General features: G+C 70.7%; 15 protein-coding genes. 9 read left to right on the forward strand and 6 right to left on the reverse strand.

Going from position 1 to position 18326, the window contains the following annotated elements; all coding sequences use genetic code 11:
* Positions 1-80: 80 nt before the first annotated feature.
* Positions 81-266 carry a hypothetical protein gene (locus tag OG904_RS07070; protein WP_405488458.1) on the reverse strand — a complete coding sequence of 62 codons (186 nt, stop codon included), beginning with the start codon at positions 264-266 and terminating at the stop codon, positions 81-83.
* Between the two features lie 602 nt (positions 267-868).
* Between OG904_RS07070 and OG904_RS07075 the strand changes: the two genes are divergently transcribed.
* The 8 genes from OG904_RS07075 (at position 869) to OG904_RS07110 (ending at position 11476) form a co-directional block, all read left to right on the forward strand.
* A complete protein-coding gene (locus tag OG904_RS07075) occupies positions 869-4750 on the forward strand; it encodes a nitrate- and nitrite sensing domain-containing protein (protein ID WP_405488460.1) in 3882 nt (1293 codons plus the stop codon).
* Between the two features lie 9 nt (positions 4751-4759).
* The gene (locus OG904_RS07080; RefSeq protein ID WP_008739864.1) at positions 4760-5173 is read left to right on the forward strand and encodes a roadblock/LC7 domain-containing protein; all 414 of its coding nucleotides are present in this window, start codon (positions 4760-4762) and stop codon (positions 5171-5173) included.
* Between the two features lie 151 nt (positions 5174-5324).
* Complete coding sequence (locus OG904_RS07085) at positions 5325-5717, forward strand: DUF742 domain-containing protein (protein ID WP_214947821.1); 393 nt, start codon at positions 5325-5327, stop codon at positions 5715-5717.
* Positions 5698-6282, forward strand: a complete 585-nt coding sequence (locus OG904_RS07090) for a GTP-binding protein (protein WP_405488463.1) — start codon at positions 5698-5700, stop codon at positions 6280-6282. The genes OG904_RS07085 and OG904_RS07090 overlap by 20 nt, the downstream gene beginning before the upstream one ends.
* Positions 6283-6587: 305 nt before the next feature.
* A complete protein-coding gene (locus OG904_RS07095) occupies positions 6588-9812 on the forward strand; it encodes a nitrate- and nitrite sensing domain-containing protein (RefSeq protein ID WP_405488465.1) in 3225 nt (1074 codons plus the stop codon).
* Positions 9813-9822: 10 nt separating this feature from the next.
* Positions 9823-10236: a roadblock/LC7 domain-containing protein gene (locus tag OG904_RS07100; RefSeq protein ID WP_007266772.1), complete on the forward strand. Its 414-nt coding sequence runs from the start codon at positions 9823-9825 to the stop codon at positions 10234-10236.
* A 93-nt stretch (positions 10237-10329) separates the two neighbouring features.
* The gene (locus OG904_RS07105) at positions 10330-10911 is read left to right on the forward strand and encodes a DUF742 domain-containing protein (protein ID WP_405488467.1); all 582 of its coding nucleotides are present in this window, start codon (positions 10330-10332) and stop codon (positions 10909-10911) included.
* The gene (locus tag OG904_RS07110; RefSeq protein WP_007266770.1) at positions 10892-11476 is read left to right on the forward strand and encodes an ATP/GTP-binding protein; all 585 of its coding nucleotides are present in this window, start codon (positions 10892-10894) and stop codon (positions 11474-11476) included. Before OG904_RS07105 ends, OG904_RS07110 begins: the two co-directional genes overlap by 20 nt.
* Positions 11477-11553: 77 nt before the next feature.
* On the opposite strand, the gene OG904_RS07115 is transcribed toward OG904_RS07110, so the two are convergent.
* The gene (locus tag OG904_RS07115; protein ID WP_405488469.1) at positions 11554-11754 is read right to left on the reverse strand and encodes an acyl-CoA carboxylase subunit epsilon; all 201 of its coding nucleotides are present in this window, start codon (positions 11752-11754) and stop codon (positions 11554-11556) included.
* A gap of 23 nt (positions 11755-11777) precedes the next feature.
* Entirely contained in the window at positions 11778-13361 is a 1584-nt protein-coding gene (locus tag OG904_RS07120; RefSeq protein ID WP_405488471.1) for an acyl-CoA carboxylase subunit beta, read from the reverse strand.
* Positions 13362-13613: 252 nt separating this feature from the next.
* Here OG904_RS07120 and OG904_RS07125 point away from each other — a divergent pair, with 252 nt between their 5' ends.
* The gene (locus OG904_RS07125; RefSeq protein ID WP_405488473.1) at positions 13614-14231 is read left to right on the forward strand and encodes a YceI family protein; all 618 of its coding nucleotides are present in this window, start codon (positions 13614-13616) and stop codon (positions 14229-14231) included.
* Between the two features lie 21 nt (positions 14232-14252).
* Here the strand turns inward: OG904_RS07125 and OG904_RS07130 are convergent, their stop codons facing one another.
* The 3 genes from OG904_RS07130 to OG904_RS07140 form a co-directional block, all read right to left on the reverse strand.
* The gene (locus OG904_RS07130) at positions 14253-15635 is read right to left on the reverse strand and encodes a hypothetical protein (protein WP_405488475.1); all 1383 of its coding nucleotides are present in this window, start codon (positions 15633-15635) and stop codon (positions 14253-14255) included.
* Between the two features lie 154 nt (positions 15636-15789).
* Positions 15790-17421: a citramalate synthase gene (gene cimA, locus OG904_RS07135; RefSeq protein ID WP_405488477.1), complete on the reverse strand. Its 1632-nt coding sequence runs from the start codon at positions 17419-17421 to the stop codon at positions 15790-15792.
* A gap of 295 nt (positions 17422-17716) precedes the next feature.
* Positions 17717-18325 carry a TetR/AcrR family transcriptional regulator gene (locus OG904_RS07140; protein ID WP_405488479.1) on the reverse strand — a complete coding sequence of 203 codons (609 nt, stop codon included), beginning with the start codon at positions 18323-18325 and terminating at the stop codon, positions 17717-17719.
* Position 18326: the final 1 nt, after the last annotated feature.

An 18326-nucleotide genomic window follows, 5' to 3' on the forward strand; every position in this document is an offset into this window, starting at 1 on the left:
TATTTCCGCTGGCTGGAGTCTGCGGACTCCAGGCTAACGCGGTGGGGGCCGACGCTTCGCGCGGCTTTCGCCGGACACCCCTACAGCGCGGCGGCGGCGACCGGTGCGTCCATGAGGATGGTGCGGCGCGGGTTCGCGGTCTGGGCCGGCAGCTCGACGGTGTGCTCCGGGGCCGGCACGGCCTGCAGCTCCTCGGCGTCCTTGAGGTGGGCGAGGGTGGTGCGGCGCGGGTTGGCTATGTTGCGGAACATCATCGTCGTCTTCATCGGAGTGCGGGGCCCTCGGCTCGTCGGGTCGAATGGTGGCGGCGGGTGCCGCCCGGGATGTCTGCGCAGTGCCGCTTGTCGCATGCGGCAAGCCTGTAAAGCTCAAGGCTAAACATCTGAATCCCCCGCGGAACCGGGAAGTAATGGCCACAGCTATGTGAGTTTGCTCACCCGGGACCAGGCATTACGGGCATTGCGGACAGTCGACCCCACCCGAAAAAACGGACATTGCGCCACTGAATGCGCCATTCCGCTCCCGATCATCGCGACTGGGACAGCTTGCCAGGCACGGGGTTTGGACGATGTAAGTCCGATTCCATATGAATTGGCACCCACGACGGGTAGTGCGCGCGTCACAAGCCGTGACCGACTCTCCGGGCGGAGACTCGCACCTTGTTGGAGATCCGCCTCTGTGCTGGAATTCGCGGGACCGCCGCGGGAATCAGTCGGCGCGCAGGTGGCGCGAGACAGCGCCGGGCGCGGTGGCACGGAGAGGGAGACGCGCCGGTCACCGACGACCACCATGGGGCGCACCGCCCCAAGACTCGACACCGTCCCACCGGTCGCCCGGCGGGACGCCTGGTCCAGAGGTTGCGACGCTAGTGCAGGGACGATCTAAGAGGGACGACAAGGGGTCTCCCCAGGCCCGTCAGGGCCGCGGGGATGCTGCGCCTGAGCAGGACCCGCGTGGCGGGACCGACCGTGGCTCCTCGCCCCAGCACGCCCAGAACCGCGGGCCGGCTGTCGAGGGCGCGGGCCCCGATGCCTCCGCCGCGGTGAAGGCCAAGGGCCGTGCCAAGCCCAAGGGCGCATCCAAGGCCAACGACGAGTCGGGCGGCCGCGACACGGCGATACCGAAGGCCCCCAGTGGGTCCGGTTCCCGTCTGGCCATGCAGAACTGGCGCATCAGCACGCGACTGGTGTCGCTGCTGACCCTGCCGGTCGTCGCCGCCACCACGCTCGGTGGCTTCCGCATCAACGACTCGCTCAACGACATCTCGCAGCTGGAGCACATGCAGCTGCTGACGACGATGACCCGGCAGGCCACCAACCTGGCCGCCATGCTGCAGGCCGAGCGTGACAACTCCGCCGGCCCGCTGTCCGTCGCCAGGCAGTCCGCCGACCCGGGCAAGCCCAACAGCCTCGTCCAGGGCGTCCGCGACCAGACCGACTCCGCCGCCAGGGCCTTCGCCGCCGCGACCGACAAGGTCGACAACGCGGAGGACAAGGACGAGACGCTCAAGTCGATCCGCAACAACATCCTGCAGATCGGCCGCGGGCTCACCAACCTCGAGGAAATCCGCAAGAAGGCGTACCAGAACGGCGCCCAGCAGACCGTCACCGAGTACAACGCGCTGATCGTCTCGCTGCTCTCGCTCTCGCAGGACATGGCCCAGGCCACCTCGAACCCCGAGATGATCAAGCGCACCCGCGCCCTGGCGGCGTTCTCGTCCGCCAAGGAGTACGCCTCGATCCAGCGCGCGATCATCGCGGCCGCGCTCCCCGAGGACCCCGCCAAGGGCGGCGTCCTCTCCGAGAACGACCGGCTGTACGCCCTCTCCGCGCAGCGCGGAGAGGAGCAGTCGAAGAAGACCTTCGAGCTCGTCTACCAGGGCAAGCCCGAAGAGCTCCTCTCGGTGCTCGGCGACGGCAACCAGGAGATCGGCACCGCCGACCACTACGCCCGCCGCGTCCTGAACACCAAGGACCAGTTCGCCAAGGAGAAGAACCGCTCCTGGATGGACTGGTACGACGCGGACGACACCAAGCTCCAGGCCATGAAGGTCATCGAGCTCACCCTGCTCGAGGACATGGAGCAGAAGGCCCGCGAGCTCAAGAACGAGTCGCAGCGCGACGCCATCATCAACGGTGCGCTGATCCTCCTCGTCCTCGGTGTCTCCCTCGTCGGCGCCTTCGTCATGGCCCGCTCGATGATCCGCTCGCTGCGCCGCCTCCAGGACACCGCGACCCGCGTGGCCCAGGACCGGCTGCCCGAGCTCGTCAAGCAGCTGTCCGAGTCGGACCCGCAGGACGTGGACACGACGGTGGAGTCCGTCGGTCTGCACACCCGCGACGAGATCGGCCAGGTCGCCGCGGCCTTCGACGACGTGCACCGCGAGGCCGTCCGCCTCGCCGCCGAGCAGGCCCTCCTGCGAGGCAACGTCAACGCGATGTTCACCAACCTCTCGCGCCGCTCGCAGGGCCTCATCCAGCGCCAGCTCTCGCTCATCTCCGAGCTGGAGTCGCGCGAGGCCGACCCGGACCAGCTGTCCTCGCTCTTCAAGCTCGACCACCTCGCGACCCGCATGCGCCGTAACGGCGAAAACCTCCTCGTCCTCGCGGGCGAGGAGCCGGGCCGCCGGTGGACCCGCCCCGTCCCGCTCGTCGACGTGCTCCGCGCCGCCGCGTCCGAGGTGGAGCAGTACGAGCGCATCGAACTCTCGTCGGTGCCCGGCACCGACGTGGCCGGCCGCGTCGTCAACGACCTCGTGCACCTGCTCGCCGAGCTGCTGGAGAACGCCACCTCGTTCTCCTCCCCGCAGACCAAGGTCAAGGTCACCGGTCACGCGCTGCCCGACGGCCGGGTGCTCGTCGAGATCCACGACACCGGCATCGGCCTCTCCCCGGAGGACCTCGCCGCGATCAACGAGCGACTCGCGTCGCCGCCGACCGTGGACGTCTCCGTCTCGCGCCGCATGGGCCTGTTCGTGGTCGGCCGCCTGTCCCTGCGACACGGCATCCGCATCCAGCTGCGCCCCTCCGACTCGGGCGGTACGACGGCCCTCGTCATGCTGCCGGTGGACGTCGCCCAGGGCGGCAAGAAGCCGGCTCCGATGCCCGGCCAGGGCGGTCCCGGTGCTCCCGGTGGCCCCGGTCAGGGCGGTCCCGGTGCTCCCGGTGGCCCCGGTCAGGGCGGTCCCGGTGCCCAGGGCTCCGTTCCCGGTGCGGGCGCACGTCCCCCCGTGGGCGCGGCCCCGCAGCGCGGCCAGGTTTCCGCCGCCGGTCAGCGCGCGGCCCTGCCGGGCCGTGACGGCGGTCCCGGCGGCCAGCCCCAGGGCCCCGGCCCGCAGGGCGGCCGGCCCCAGCAGGGTGGCCCCGGCGGCCAGACCCAGAGCGCCTTCGGCTCGGGTGCGCCGCTGCCGGGCCGCGGTCCGGTCTCCTCCGGACCCGGTGCTCCCGGCGGCTTCGGTGGTCCGCAGGCCCGTCCGGTCGGCGCCCCCACGGCGTCGGGCGGCTTCCCGCAGGGCAACGGCTTCGAGCGCCCGCAGGCTCCGCAGCCCCCGCAGCCCTCGCCGCTGCAGGGCGGAGCCCCCGGGGCCCCGGCCCCGCGCGGTGCCCGGCCGCAGCTGCCGCCGCGCGGTGGCGCGCCCCGCCCGGAGCTCCCGGGTGCGGGTGGCGGACCCGCCGCGATGCCGCAGACCACCAGCTGGGGCTCCGGCCAGCGCGGGCTCGACGTACCGCGCGGCCACGACGAGCTGTCCGGCCCCGGTTCCACCTCCGAGTTCCCCCGCCCCGATTTCAACGCCCCGGCCCCGCAGGCCGGCGGCAACCCCGGCGGCAACCCCGGCGGGCACGTCGACAACAGCTCCACGGGCCAGTTCGCCCGCCCGGAGTTCGGTGACCCGGCCGCCACGGGCCAGTTCCCCCGCCCCGAGTTCGGCGACCCCGCCGCCACGGGCCAGTTCCCCCGCCCCGAGTTCGGCGACCCGGCCTCCACCGGCCAGTTCGCCCGCCCGGACTTCCATGCCCCGCGGCCCGGCGGCCCCGGTGTCGGCGGCTACGCCCAGCCCGGTCAGGCCCCGCAGCCCCAGGGCGGCTACTCCCCCGTACCGCCCGCGCGCGCCGAGGCTCCGCGGCTGCCGCACGCTTCCCGGCCCGAGGCGCTGCCCCCGGCCGGTCCGGGTGCCGGTGAGGGCCGCAGCCCGATCTTCGACACGCTGGAGTCGAACTGGTTCCGCCAGGAGGGCGCCCAGCCCCCCACGCAGGGACCGGCGGGAGCCATACCGCAGCAGAGCCAGCAGGCGCAGCAGTCCGCTCCGGCGGCCCCCGCTCCGATCGCGGCCGCCCCGCAGCGCCCGCAGCCGCCCCAGCTGCCGCAGCGCGGCCAGGAGCAGGCTCCGGTTCCGGCGCCCGCCGCGGCCGAGTCCCCCCTGACGCAGACCGGTGCGGTGCCGACCGTCAGCTGGCGTTCCTCGCCGAACGACGAGCTGGGGCGGCAGGCGGAGCGCGTGCGCCAGCCCGCCGCCGGCGGAATCACCACATCGGGTCTGCCCCGCCGGGTCCCGCGGGCGAACCTCGTGGCCGGCACCGCGCAGCAGCAGGCCGAAGCACAGGCCGGCCCCCAGGTATCGCGAGCTCCGGACGACGTCCGCGGCCGTCTCACCAACCTCCGTCGCGGTATCCAGCAGGGACGGCAGGCCGGCACCACCGGACCGGCCACCGGCAGCTACCACGTCGACCCCACTTACCAGCAGGAGCGATAGTTGAGTTCGATGAGCCAGGCGGCACAGAACCTGAACTGGTTGATCACCAACTTCGTGGACAACACCCCCGGGGTGTCCCACACGGTGGTGGTCTCCGCCGACGGCCTCCTTCTGGCGATGTCCGAAGGCTTCCCCCGCGACCGGGCCGACCAGCTCGCCGCGGTGGCCTCCGGGCTGACCTCGCTGACCGCCGGTGCCTCCCGCATCTTCGAGGGTGGCGCCGTCAACCAGACCGTGGTCGAGATGGACCGGGGATTCCTCTTCCTCATGTCCGTCTCCGACGGATCCTCGCTGGCCGTACTGGCGCACCCCGAGTGCGACATCGGCCTCGTGGGCTACGAGATGGCCCTCCTCGTGGACCGCGCCGGCAGCGTCCTCACCCCGGACCTGCGCGCGGAACTGCAGGGAAGCCTGCTCATCTGACTGCCGCCCTCCCGGCCGGACGGTACTTCCGGTCGGGGGACCGGGGCCCCGGCCCCGGAACCCAGTACCACCGCCAGGCCGTCATACCGTCCCCCCACCGGCCGCCCCGTCAGACGGCACGCTGACCATTGCTGTCCAGCCCGGAGGATCAATGACCCCGCCCCCCGCCTATTCCGATCAGTACGGAGACTCGTACTCGGATGGCGACCAGCCGCTGGTTCGTCCGTACGCGATGACCGGCGGCCGGACCCGACCGCGCTACCAGCTCGCCATCGAGGCCCTGGTCAGCACCACGGCCGATCCGATGCACCTGTCCGGGCTGCTCCCGGAGCACCAGCGCATCTGCACCCTCTGCCGTGAGGTCAAGTCGGTCGCGGAGGTCTCCGCACTGCTGTCGATGCCGCTCGGCGTCGCCCGGATCCTCGTCGCCGACCTGGCGGAGGCCGGCATGGTGGCCATCCACCAGCCGGGCAATGGAGAGGCCGGCGGAACGCCGGATGTAACGCTGCTCGAGAGGGTTCTCAGTGGACTTCGCAAGCTCTAACGGCGGAGCGGCTCCTCGCTCCACCACCTCCGCGAAGATCGTGGTGGCGGGTGGCTTCGGCGTGGGCAAGACCACGTTCGTCGGCGCCGTCTCCGAGATCAACCCGCTGCGCACCGAGGCCGTCATGACGTCCGCGAGCGCGGGCATCGACGACCTGACCCACACCGGGGACAAGACGACCACCACGGTCGCCATGGACTTCGGCCGCATCACCCTGGACCAGGACCTGATCCTGTACCTCTTCGGTACCCCCGGTCAGGACCGCTTCTGGTTCATGTGGGACGACCTGGTCCGCGGCGCGATCGGCGCCGTCGTCCTCGTCGACACCCGCCGTCTCGCCGACTGCTTCCCCGCCGTCGACTACTTCGAGAACAGCGGCCTGCCGTTCGTCATCGCCCTCAACGGCTTCGACGGGCACCAGCCGTACACCCCGGAGGAAGTCCGCGAGGCCCTGCAGATCGGCCCGGACGCCCCCATCATCACCACCGACGCCCGCCACCGCGCGGACGCCAAGAGCGCGCTCATCACCCTCGTCGAGCACGCCCTCATGGCACGGCTCAAGTAGGGATCCGCGCAACAAGAGTTCCACCGGCTGGTTTGGGGGGCGGGCTGTGTCATAGGACACGGCCCGCCCTCTTCGTTCATAACGTTTCGACAGAGAATTGCCGGTAGTTGGCGACACGGTGCGTTCGTCCGGTCTCACTGCGCTCACAACCGGCCCCGCTTTTGCCGCAGGACGCTCTTTATGTCCGATTTATGTGGGACATAAGTCTCTAGGAATGGCCGATTTCAACTGTTTGGAACACGGCCGTTAACCGTGCTGGAATTCAACGAACTAGCTAGTAGCACCGCCGAGAGGTTGTTGGTCGAGTGAGGCGAAGCAACTCGAGCCCCGCGGATGAACCCGCGCGCGGCAACTTCACCCCGCCGCCGCGCGCGGCCGCGTCACCCGTCGACGTACCCGTGGACCCGCCCACGAGCGGCGGCAGCACCAGCAGGTTCTCGCCCCGCAACTGGCGCGTGCCGACCCGTCTGAACGCCATCCTGCTCGTCCCGGTCCTCGTCGGACTGGTGATGGGCGGCTTCCAGGTGAAGGGCTCGATCGACACCTGGAACGAGGCCAAGGACGCCGAGAAGACGGCCCGCATCGTCCAGGCGGCGGCCGAGTACGGCCAGGCCCTGCTCAATGAGCGCGACCTGACCGCCGAACCGCTGCTCAGGGGCCAGCGGGACTCCGATCCCGTGATGAAGGCGTACGCCGCCACCGACGCGGCCAAGGCGAAGTTCGCCGAAGCCGTGAAGGACCTGCCCGAGGGTCAGGGCATGGAGCGCCGCCTGGAGCTCTTCCGCCAGGAGGAGCCCAAGCTGGAGCAGGTCCGCAAGACGGCCTACCTCGCTCAGCTGGAGACGCCGAAGAAGGCGCTCCCCAAGGCGATGGGCCCGATTCCGACCGAAGAGGGCTATGTGCTGGTCCAGCACTACCTCATGCAGTTCTCCAACGAGCTGGGCCTCGGCACCGGCAACGTGACCTCGTACGGCCGCATGGTCTACGCGCTCGAGCTGGCCAAGGCCGCGAACTCGCTGCAGCGCTCGGTGGGCACGCACCTGCTGGTCCGGCCGAACGACAACGAGGACGTCCGCAAGGCCCAGCTGGTCGCCTTCTCCTCGTACGCGTACCTCGAAGAGATCGCCATCGGCGAGTACGTCGCCGCCGGCACCGACGAGGACACCGCGCGCCTCAAAGACGTGATGGGCAAGAAGTCCCAGGAGGGTGCCGCCAAGCTCGCCGCCGCCAAGCAGCAGGCGGAGCAGGCCGGCACCGTCTTCCGGGCGCCTCCCGTGGTCAACGACTCCGCGCTCACCGGGATGACCGAGGCGATCGAGAGCGGCGAGAAGCCCGCCAAGCTCGCCCTGGGCGGCACCACCCCGCAGGCCTGGCAGGCCGCGGCCACCGCCAAGTTCGACGGTTACGCCGAGATCGAGAAGGAAGTCCTCGACAAGGCCGCCAGGGACACCGTCGTCGTCTCCGACGAGGCCCGCAACGACGCCATCATCACCGGCGCCATCGTGGTCGTGGCCCTGCTCGCCGCGTTCATCCTGGCCGGCCTCATGGCCCGCCAGATGGGCCGCGCGATGCGCCGTCTGCGCAACGCCGCCTTCGACGTCGCCGAGCAGCGCCTGCCGACGCTGGTCGACCAGCTGTCGCGGACCGACCCGGGCAAGGTCGACACCCGGGTGGTGCCGATCCCGATCGACTCCCAGGACGAGATCGGCGAGGTCGCCCGCGCCTTCGACCAGGTCCACCGGGAGGCCGTCCGGCTCGCCGCCGAGCAGGCCCTCCTGCGGGGCAACGTCAACGCGATCTTCACGAACCTCTCCATGCGCAACCAGTCGCTGATCGAGGGCCAGCTGAGCCTCATCACCGAGCTGGAGAACAACGAGGCCGACCCGGACCAGCTGGAGAACCTCTTCCGGCTGGACCACCTGGCCACCCGTATGCGCCGCAACGGCGAGAACCTCCTCATCCTCGCGGGTGAGGAACCGGGCCGCCGCTGGGACCAGCCGGTCCCCCTCGTCGACGTCCTGCGCGCCGCCTCCTCCGAGGTGGAGCAGTACGAGCGCGTCGAGCTGTCGGGCGTCTCCGAGGCCGAGATCCACGGCCAGGCCGTGACCGACCTCGTGCACCTGCTCGCCGAGCTGCTGGAGAACGCCACCACGTTCTCCTCCCCGCAGACCAAGGTCCGGGTCAACGCGACGCGTCTGCCCGACGGCCGCGTGATGGTCGAGATCCACGACAAGGGAATCGGCCTCACCGCCGAGGACTTCGCGGACATCAACCACAAGCTGGCCAACCCGCCGACCGTGGACGCCGCGATCTCGCAGCGCATGGGCCTGTTCGTGGTCGGCCGGCTGGCCGACCGGCACGGCATCCGCGTCCAGCTGCGCCCCTCGGGTGAGGCCGCCGGCACCACCTCGCTGGTCATGCTCCCGGACGTCATCACCCACGGTGGTGGCGGCGAGGGCATACCCGACGACGACTTCACCGTCTCCTCGATGATCCCGCGCCAGCAGTCCCAGCAGCCCGCCCCGCTGCGCACGGCCGCCGAGCTCGGCTTCGACGACTCCCGCTACGAGGTCCACCGGGCCGACCAGCCGGGTTACGAGGAGCCCGCCGCCGACCCGGTCGGCCGCTCCCTGGGCCGTGAGGAACGCCGGGCCGCGCTGGAGGCCCAGGTGGGCTACCCGCAGGCGCAGCCCGAGTACAGCGAGCCCGCGGCGGACTATCCGGAACCCCAGCCGGAGCACGCGTACCAGCCGTACCAGGGCTACGAGCAGCAGCCTGGGCAGGGCTACGAGCAGCAGCCCGGGCAGGGCTACGACCCCGGTTACGAATCCCCCCAGGGCGGGCAGGCATACGAGGCGTACCCCCAGCAGGAGTACACGTATCCGGAAGCCGACTACACGGATCAGCGACAGGATGTCCCGGCCTACGACGCCGGGTACGATTCCCGTTCCACACAGGCCGAGTGGCCCGTGCAGAACACCTACTCGGGCTCCTACCAGCAGGATTACGGGACCGAATCGGAATCACCGGCCGCTCCCGAACCGGCCCCGGAACGCGTAGGCTTCGACCGTCCGGGCGCCACTGCCGACGCCGGCCACCAAGTGACCGGAGCGGGCCTGCCGCGACGCGGCAGCCCGCAGCAGCGGCCGGGACAGCAGGAAGCGGAGTCCACCGGATCCCTCTTCGAACAGCGGCCGCAGCGTCAGCAGCGGCCCGCTGAACCGGAGCAGGCCCCGGAGGAAACGGAAGGCCCCGCCGACTGGCGTTCGAACAACGACGAGCGCTGGCAGCAGGCCGCCAAACTCCGTGAGCCGAAGGCCGGCGGGATCACCCCGTCCGGACTCCCTCGGCGGGTGCCCAAGGCCAACCTGGTCGAGGGCGCTGCGGAGACGACGCCGCAGGGAGGCCCCCAAGTCTCCCGGGCCCCGGAGGACGTCCGTGGCAGGTTGAGCAACCTGCGACGCGGTGTCCAGCAGGGCCGCAACGCGGGATCCGAGCAGTCCAGTAACAGCTATGACCAGGAGCGTTAGTGTGAGCGCGATGAGCCAGGCGGCGCAGAACCTGAACTGGTTGATCACCAACTTCGTGGACAACACCCCCGGGGTGTCCCACACGGTGGTGGTGTCCGCCGACGGCCTCCTTCTGGCCATGTCGGACGGATTCCCGCGCGACCGCGCCGACCAGCTGGCGGCCGTGGCCTCCGGGCTGACGTCGCTGACCGCCGGGGCCTCCCGCATCTTCGAGGGCGGCGCCGTCAACCAGACCGTGGTCGAGATGGACCGCGGCTTCCTCTTCCTCATGTCCGTCTCCGACGGATCCTCCCTCGCGGTCCTCGCGCACCCCGAGTGCGACATCGGCCTCGTGGGCTACGAGATGGCGCTCCTGGTGGATCGCGCGGGCACTGTCCTCACCCCGGACCTGCGCGCCGAACTGCAGGGAAGCCTTCTCAACTAGCAGACAGGCAGTGCGTTTCGCGCCATCGCACCATAAGGTGCGGTGGCGCGGTTCCACAGGGAGTACTGCGTACTTGGAGTCGGAGGAGGAGACGTGACAACACCCGGAGGACATCCCTATGGCGGCGCGCAGCAGCCGCAGGGTGGGCACGACCAGAACCGCTTCAACTTCCCTTCCGCTCCCAGCAACCGGCCTTCGCCCGAGCACGACCCGGCGGGGCAGCCGTACCAGCGGCAGCCCTACCAGCAGCCGCAGTACGGCCGGCCGCAGCAGCCGGGGCAGCCTTACCGGTCCTCGCAGCAGCAGCCCCCGCGTTCCCAGCGCCCGCAGGCGCACAACCCGCTGGTTCGTCCGTACGCGATGACCGGCGGCCGGACCCGGCCGCGCTACCAGCTCGCCATCGAGGCCCTGGTCAGCACCACGGCCGATCCCGCGCGTCTGCAAGGGCAGTTGCCCGAGCACCAGCGCATCTGCCTCCTGTGCCAGGAGATCAAATCCGTCGCGGAGATCTCGGCACTTCTCTCCATTCCTCTTGGCGTCGCCCGGATCCTCGTCGCCGACCTGGCGGAGGCCGGCCTCGTAGCCATCCACCAGCCCGGCGGCGACGAGTCCGCCGGCGGCCAGCCAGATGTGACACTGCTCGAAAGGGTGCTCAGTGGACTTCGCAAGCTCTAACGGCGGAGCGGCTCCTCGCTCCACCACCTCCGCGAAGATCGTGGTGGCGGGTGGCTTCGGCGTGGGCAAGACCACGTTCGTCGGCGCCGTCTCCGAGATCAACCCGCTGCGCACCGAAGCCGTCATGACGAGCGCCTCCGCCGGCATCGACGACCTCACCCACACCGGGGACAAGACGACCACCACGGTCGCCATGGACTTCGGCCGCATCACCCTGGACCAGGACCTGATCCTGTACCTCTTCGGTACCCCCGGTCAGGACCGCTTCTGGTTCATGTGGGACGACCTGGTCCGCGGCGCGATCGGCGCCGTCGTCCTCGTCGACACCCGCCGTCTCGCCGACTGCTTCCCCGCCGTCGACTACTTCGAGAACAGCGGCCTGCCGTTCGTCATCGCCCTCAACGGCTTCGACGGGCACCAGCCGTACACCCCGGAGGAAGTCCGCGAGGCCCTGCAGATCGGCCCGGACGCCCCCATCATCACCACCGACGCCCGCCACCGCGCGGACGCCAAGAGCGCGCTCATCACCCTCGTCGAGCACGCCCTCATGGCACGCCTGCGGTAGTCGCTGCCGGTCGTACGCGAAAAGCCCCCCGCGCTCCGAGGAGTGCGGGGGGCTTTTCGCTGGTGCCGTTCGGGGTACTAGCCCTGCCAGCTGTGCGGCGCGCGGAAGCCGGGGGTGCGCTCCAGGCGGCGCCAGCCCGCCTGGGTGCGGGCGGTGCCGGCCGAGGCCTCCTCGGGGGTGGCGGCGGCGCGGGCGAGCAGGATCGCGGTGATCGCGGCCAGCTCCTCGGGCTCGGCGTGACCCTTCTCGACGCGCAGCAGGGTGTTGGCGTTGCTCATCGGTGGCAGTTCTCCTTCGACGTCTACTGCGGCGGGTTGCCGTGCTTGCGGGACGGCAGGTCGGCGTGCTTGTTGCGGAGCATGGAGAGGGCTGAGATGAGGGTCTCGCGGGTTTCGGCGGGGTCGATGACGTCGTCGACGAGGCCGCGTTCGGCCGCGTAGTACGGGTGCATCAGTTCGGCCTTGTACTCCTTGACCATGCGCGCGCGCATCGCCTCGGGGTCTTCGGCGTCCGCGATCTGCTTGCGGAAGATGACGTTGGCCGCGCCCTCGGCGCCCATCACGGCGATCTCGTTGGTGGGCCAGGCGTAGGTGAGGTCGGCGCCGATGGACTGGGAGTCCATGACGATGTAGGCGCCGCCGTAAGCCTTGCGCAGGATCAGCGAGATCCGCGGCACCGTCGCGTTGCAGTACGCGTACAGCAGCTTGGCGCCGTGGCGGATGATCCCGCCGTGCTCCTGGTCGACGCCGGGCAGGAAGCCGGGGACGTCCAGGAGGGTGATGATGGGGATGTTGAAGGCGTCGCAGAGCTGGACGAAGCGCGCCGCCTTCTCGGAGGCGTGGATGTCCAGGACTCCGGCGAGGTGCCCGGGCTGGTTGGCGACGATGCCCACGACCTGGCCGTCCATCCGCGCCAGCGCGCAGATGATGTTGCGGGCCCAGCGCTCATGGATCTCCAGGACGTCGCCTTCGTCGACGAGCTCCTCGATGACCTTGAGCATGTCGTACGGGCGGTTGCCGTCGGCGGGCACCAGGTCCAGCAGGACCTCCGAGCGGCGGTCGGCGGGGTCGTCGGTCTGGTGGACCGGCGGGTTCTCGCGGTTGTTGGAGGGGAGCATCGTGATGAGGTAGCGGACCTCGGAGATGCAGGTTTCCTCGTCGTCGTAGGCGAAGTGCGCGACGCCGGAGGTCTCGGCGTGGACGTCCGCGCCGCCGAGGCCGTTCTGGGTGATCTCCTCGCCGGTCACGGCGCGGACCACGTCCGGGCCGGTGATGAACATCTGCGAGGTCTCACGGACCATGAACACGAAGTCGGTGAGGGCGGGGCTGTACGCGGCGCCGCCGGCGCAGGGGCCGAGCATCACGCTGATCTGCGGGATGACGCCGGAGGCCTTGGTGTTGCGCTGGAAGATGCCGCCGTAGCCGGCGAGGGCGGAGACGCCCTCCTGGATACGGGCGCCTGCGCCGTCGTTGAGGGAGACCAGCGGGGCACCGGCCGCGATGGCCATGTCCATGATCTTGTGGATCTTCGTGGCGTGGGCCTCGCCCAGCGCGCCGCCGAAGATCCGGAAGTCGTGCGCGTACACGAAGACCGTGCGGCCCTCGACCGTGCCCCAGCCGGTGATGACGCCATCGGTGTAGGGCTTCTTGGCCTCCAGGCCGAACCCGGTCGCACGGTGGCGGCGGAGCTGTTCGACCTCCTTGAAGGAACCTTCGTCGAGCAGCAGCGCGATGCGCTCACGGGCGGTGAGCTTGCCCTTGGCGTGCTGCGCTTCGGTCGCCCGGTCGCTCGGTCCGCGCCGGGCCTGCTCGCGCAGGTCGTGCAGCTCGGCCACGCGCCCGCGGGCGTCCGTCGGCTCGCTCGGAATCTGGTCCACAACGGTCATGTATCGACCTTACGAAGCGGGACCCGCAAAACCCTCCGTCGAATCCACACAGTGTCGGGTGTCTTCCGCTGTCCGGCCCGGACAGAACCACGGAAGGACCAGCCGACACCACCAGTCGGGACCTTCGTCCTTTGTGGGCATCCCACAAACCCATCGGAAGAAGTTGAAATTTGAACGGAATGGGTCTAGCGTCGTTCTTGTTGAAAGTTCAACGAGTGCCGGACCTAGCGGCACCCAACCGAGGAGCAAGTCATGGGTCTCTTCACCCGCCGCAGCCAGGACGCATCCGCCGTCACCACCGCCGTCGCCACGCTCGAAGTGGACCCGGCCCTCGCGGCACTCACCGGTGACTACGTCATCGACGCCGCCCACAGCAGCATCGGATTCACCGTCCGCCACGCGATGGTCACCAACGTCCGCGGCACCTTCAGCGAGCACGAGGGCACGCTGCACCTCGACGGCGGCGACCCCTCGCGTTCCACCGCCTCCATCGACGTGCAGATCGCTTCCGTCGACACCGGCATCGGCGACCGCGACGGCCACCTGCGTTCCGGTGACTTCTTCGACGCCGAAGCCTTCCCGCTGATGACCTTCCGCTCCGCCTCGGCGGAGCAGCTCGGCGGCGACAAGTACCGCATCGCCGGCGAGCTGACCATCAAGGACGTCACCCGCCCGCTCTCCATCGACCTCGAGTTCAACGGTTCGGCCACCGACGTCTACGGCAACGAGCGGGTCGGCTTCGAGGGCTCCGCCGAGATCCTGCGCTCCGACTGGGGCCTGACCTGGAACGCGGCCCTGGAGACCGGCGGTGTGATGGTCAGCGACAAGGTGAAGCTGACCTTCGACATCTCGGCCATCAAGCAGGCCTGACCCTCCGGGACCGGGGGCGGCTCAGAAGTCGCCCCCACCGAAGCCGCCGCCTCCGTCGAAGCCCCCTCCGCCGCCGAAGTCCCCGCCACCGAAGCCACCGCCGTCGAAGTCGGACGGGTTGAAGTCGGCTCCGGAGACGTCGCCCCCGCCGAAGCCGCCGCCGTCGAATCCGTTGCCGCCGCCGAAGTCGGAGGCGTAGGCCGGACTGGACATCATCGAACCGAGCATCGTGCCCATGAGCAGACCGGGCAGCATGCCGCCGCCGAAGTAGCCGCCGGCCCAGGGACCGTACGCCGGGCCGGCGTCGTAGTAGGGGCGCGGACCGTGCTCGGTGTCGACCGTACGGACCGCCGGGTCCTGGCCGTCGCGCAGCCGTACGGCGTCCGCCGCGCAGACCGGGACGGTACGCGCGGCGCCGCCCGCCGGGGCCCAGGCCGCGTCCTCGGTGCTCGGCCCGTGGCGCGGGTCGAAGAAACAGGGAGCGCGGCGCTCGGGCAGCGGCCGGCCCTGCCGGCGCGCGTCCAGGCACGCCAGGGCGTACCGGCCGTCCTCCAGCGCCTGGGTGACCCCCTTGACCTCCTCGGGGTGCTGTACGGAGGCCATGATCTGCTTGGCCTTCTCGTACGAGTCGAGGCCCTGCTCGTAGTCCGTCCGCATCGCGTCGTCCGCGCCGGGCTCGCCCGGGTGGAAGTCGAGCCGCTCCAGCTCCTCGCCGAAGGCCGTGATGTCCTCGTCGACGACCACGCTCAGCCGGGCGATGGACTCCCGGCGGAGCTCCTCCTTCTTCTTGCGGTTGCGCTTGACCAGCGCGTAGGCACCGCCACCGCCGACGACGGCCACCGCACCGAGGCCGATCAGCGCCCCGACCGGAGCGCCGCTGTCGGCCGCCGCCCCGCCCCAGGAGGCCGGGGCCTTGCCCTTGGCCTGGGCGAGCGCCTGGTCCACGAAGCTGTTGAGCTCGGCGTTCGCGTCGACCGGGCCGCCCGCCTTCACGGCGTCGACCAGGTTGCGCACCGCGTTGCTCGGCATGACCGCCCGGTCGGCGCCGGCGTTGAAGCCGTCGCCGAGCCGGATCGCGTAGAGCCCGGTGATGCCGGTCTCCGTGCGGATCGTCTTGAGCACGCTCGCGGCGGGGAACTCGGCGGTGGCCGGCAGCACGGCCACGAACACCGGCTTCCCGGCGTCCCTGATCTTCTTCGCGAGTGCCTCCGCCTGCGCGGGCGGCAGCTGCGCCTCGGCGCGGGGATCGACGTAGACCGGGCCCTTCTTGAGGGCCTCCGCCACGGTGGTGGTCCCGGTGGCCGCCGATGCCTGCGGGGCGACCAGGAGTGCGGTCGCGGACAGGGCCAGCAGCAGACCGGCCAGCAGTGATCCAAATGGTGCGGATGTCAGCCTGGTCCTCATGCTGACGACGCTACCCGAACGGGGCCAATCCTGTGTGAGCGGGACATAAGGACCATCAACCTCCACCGGTCAGACGCCATGAGCCACGAGCGCTTCCGCGAGTACGTGAAATCAGAGTGCTGCCGCGGAGGCACTCGCGGCCACGGCCACGGAACTACTCCGCCGGCTCCACGCCCGCGTGCAGCAGGCCGAAGGTGAAGGCGTCCTCCAGGGCCTGCCAGGACGCCGCGATCACGTTCGGGGCGACGCCGACCGTGTTCCATTCGCGGGTGCCGTCCGTCGTGGTGACCAGCACGCGGGTCGTGGACTCCGTACCGTGCTTGCCCTCCAGGATGCGGACCTTGTAGTCGATCAGCTCGAACTTCGCCAGCTGGGGGTAGAACCGCTCCAGCGCCACCCGCAGCGCCCGGTCCAGCGCGTTGACCGGTCCGTTGCCCTCCGCCGTCGCGACGATCCGCTCGCCCTTGGCCCACAGCTTCACCGTGGCCTCGTTGGCGTGCGTGCCGTCGGGGCGGTCCTCGACGATGGCCCGCCAGGACTCGGTACGGAAGTACTTGCGGGCCCGGCCCTCCGCCTCGGCCCGCAGCAGCAGCTCGAAGGAGGCGTCGGCGGCCTCGTACGTGTAGCCCTGGAGCTCCCGCTCCTTGACCCGCTCCACCACCCGCGAGACCAGCGCGCGGTCCCCGCCGAGGTCGACGCCTAGCTCCTTGCCCTTGAGCTCGATGGAGGCCCGGCCGGCCATGTCGGAGACCAGCATCCGCATGGTGTTGCCGACCCGCTCGGGGTCGATGTGCTGGTAGAGGTCCGGGTCGACCTTGATGGCCGAGGCGTGCAGACCCGCCTTGTGCGCGAAGGCGGAGACGCCGACGTAGGGCTGGTGCGTGGAGGGGGTGAGGTTGACGACCTCCGCGATGGCGTGCGAGATCCGGGTCATCTCGGCGAGGGCACCCGCCGGGAGGACCGTACGGCCGTACTTGATCTCCAGCGCGGCGACGACCGGGAAGAGGTTGGCGTTGCCGACCCGCTCGCCGTAGCCGTTCGCGGTGCACTGGACGTGGGTGGCGCCCGCGTCCACGGCGGCCAGGGTGTTGGCGACGGCGCAGCCGGTGTCGTCCTGGGCGTGGATGCCCAGCCGGGCACCGGTGTCGGCGAGCACGGTCGCCACGGTCGCGGTGATCTGCGCGGGCAGCATGCCGCCGTTGGTGTCGCAGAGGACGACGACGTCGGCGCCGGCCTCGTGGGCGGTGCGGACGACGGACTTCGCGTACTCGGCGTTGGCGCGGTAGCCGTCGAAGAAGTGCTCGCAGTCGACGAAGACCCGGCGGCCCTGGGCGACCAGGTGGGCGACGGTGTCGCGGACCATCTCCAGGTTCTCGTCCAGGGTGGTGCGCAGCGCGAGCTCGACGTGCCGGTCGTGGGACTTGGCGACGAGCGTGATCACCGGGGCGCCGGATTCCAGCAGCGCGCGGACCTGCGGGTCGGTGGCGGCCGAGCCGCCCGCCCTGCGGGTCGCGCCGAAGGCGACGAGCTGGGCGTGCTTGAAGTCGATCTCCCCGCGGGCCCGGGAGAAGAACTCCGTGTCGCGGGGGTTGGCGCCGGGCCAGCCGCCCTCGATGAACCCCACCCCGAAGTCGTCCAGGTGCCGGGCGATCGTCAGCTTGTCCGCGACCGTGAGGTTGATGCCCTCGCGCTGGGCGCCGTCGCGCAGGGTCGTGTCGAAAACGTGGAAGCCGTCGTCGGGGCCCGGAGCCGGCGCAGTCGGATCGGTCGCCTCTGTCGTCGTCATGCTGATCTGGCTCCTGTCGGATGAGTGGATTCCGGATACCCGCCCAAGGGCTGGCCGCCGCCACTGCCCCCATCATCGCGCGCTGCCCGCTCCCGGCAGGATGGGGCCGGAAAACGAAAAAACCTCTCGCGGGTGCGAGAGGTCTGCGCGCGGGTCTGGGGCACGGTGGCCGCCTCCGCGAAGTTCTTCCGCGGCTCAGCGGCCACTGGGGACCGGCGCGCTGCTGTCCATAATCATGAGCTGAGCAGGCACGCTGGCAGTGTGCCACAGGCGACCGCACACGTGGACGCATGTCTCACGATACGAGCGCCTCGTCGAGGAATTCCGAGACGTGGGCCAGGATGTCGCCCCGTCCTATCCCGGGCAGGCCGACGGCGACCTGGATGCTGAACCCGTCGAGCAGGGCGCGCAGCCGGGCCGCGAAGCGGTCCGGGTCGACGGCGCGGAACTCTCCGCGCGAGATGCCTTCGGCGAGCAGGGCCACCAGGTCGCGGTGCCAGGCGCCTTCGATGGCCCCCTGGCGGTCCCGCTCCCCCGGTCCGGCGTTCTGCGAGCGGTTCCAGACCTCCAGCCACAGCGTCCAGTGCGGGTCCCGGGCGCCCTCGGGCACGTACAGGTCCACGTACGCCCCCAGGCGCTCGCGCGCCGGGCCACGGCGGGACAGCAGGGCCCGGCGCCGGGTGCCCAGTGCCGCCTCGCTCCATTCCAGGGTCTGCAGCAGGAGCTCGTCCTTGGTGCCGAAGTAGTAGAGGAGGTGGCCGCTGCTCATGCCGACCTGGCGGCCCAGGCCGGCCATGGTGAGGCCGTCGAGGCCGCGTTCGGCGATGGTGGCCATGGCGGCGACCAGTACGTCCTCGCGCGGCGGCGCGTTCTTGCGCGCGGCACGTACCTCACCCGCCACCATG

Origin of the sequence: Streptomyces sp. NBC_00096, assembly GCF_045041305.1 — a bacterium.
Lineage (GTDB): Bacteria > Actinomycetota > Actinomycetes > Streptomycetales > Streptomycetaceae > Streptomyces.

Excerpts from the sequence above, each read along its gene's own strand:
- OG904_RS07070 (WP_405488458.1), bottom strand. The coding sequence starts at position 266 with ATGAAGACGACGATGATGTTCCGCAACATAGCCAACCCGCGCCGCACC.
- OG904_RS07080 (WP_008739864.1), top strand. The coding sequence starts at position 4,760 with ATGAGCCAGGCGGCACAGAACCTGAACTGGTTGATCACCAACTTCGTG.
- OG904_RS07085 (WP_214947821.1), top strand. The coding sequence starts at position 5,325 with ATGACCCCGCCCCCCGCCTATTCCGATCAGTACGGAGACTCGTACTCG.
- OG904_RS07100 (WP_007266772.1), top strand. The coding sequence starts at position 9,823 with ATGAGCCAGGCGGCGCAGAACCTGAACTGGTTGATCACCAACTTCGTG.
- OG904_RS07115 (WP_405488469.1), bottom strand. The coding sequence starts at position 11,754 with ATGAGCAACGCCAACACCCTGCTGCGCGTCGAGAAGGGTCACGCCGAG.
- OG904_RS07120 (WP_405488471.1), bottom strand. The coding sequence starts at position 13,361 with ATGACCGTTGTGGACCAGATTCCGAGCGAGCCGACGGACGCCCGCGGG.
- OG904_RS07125 (WP_405488473.1), top strand. The coding sequence starts at position 13,614 with ATGGGTCTCTTCACCCGCCGCAGCCAGGACGCATCCGCCGTCACCACC.
- OG904_RS07130 (WP_405488475.1), bottom strand. The coding sequence starts at position 15,635 with ATGAGGACCAGGCTGACATCCGCACCATTTGGATCACTGCTGGCCGGT.
- cimA (WP_405488477.1), bottom strand. The coding sequence starts at position 17,421 with ATGACGACGACAGAGGCGACCGATCCGACTGCGCCGGCTCCGGGCCCC.
- OG904_RS07140 (WP_405488479.1), bottom strand. The coding sequence starts at position 18,325 with ATGGTGGCGGGTGAGGTACGTGCCGCGCGCAAGAACGCGCCGCCGCGC.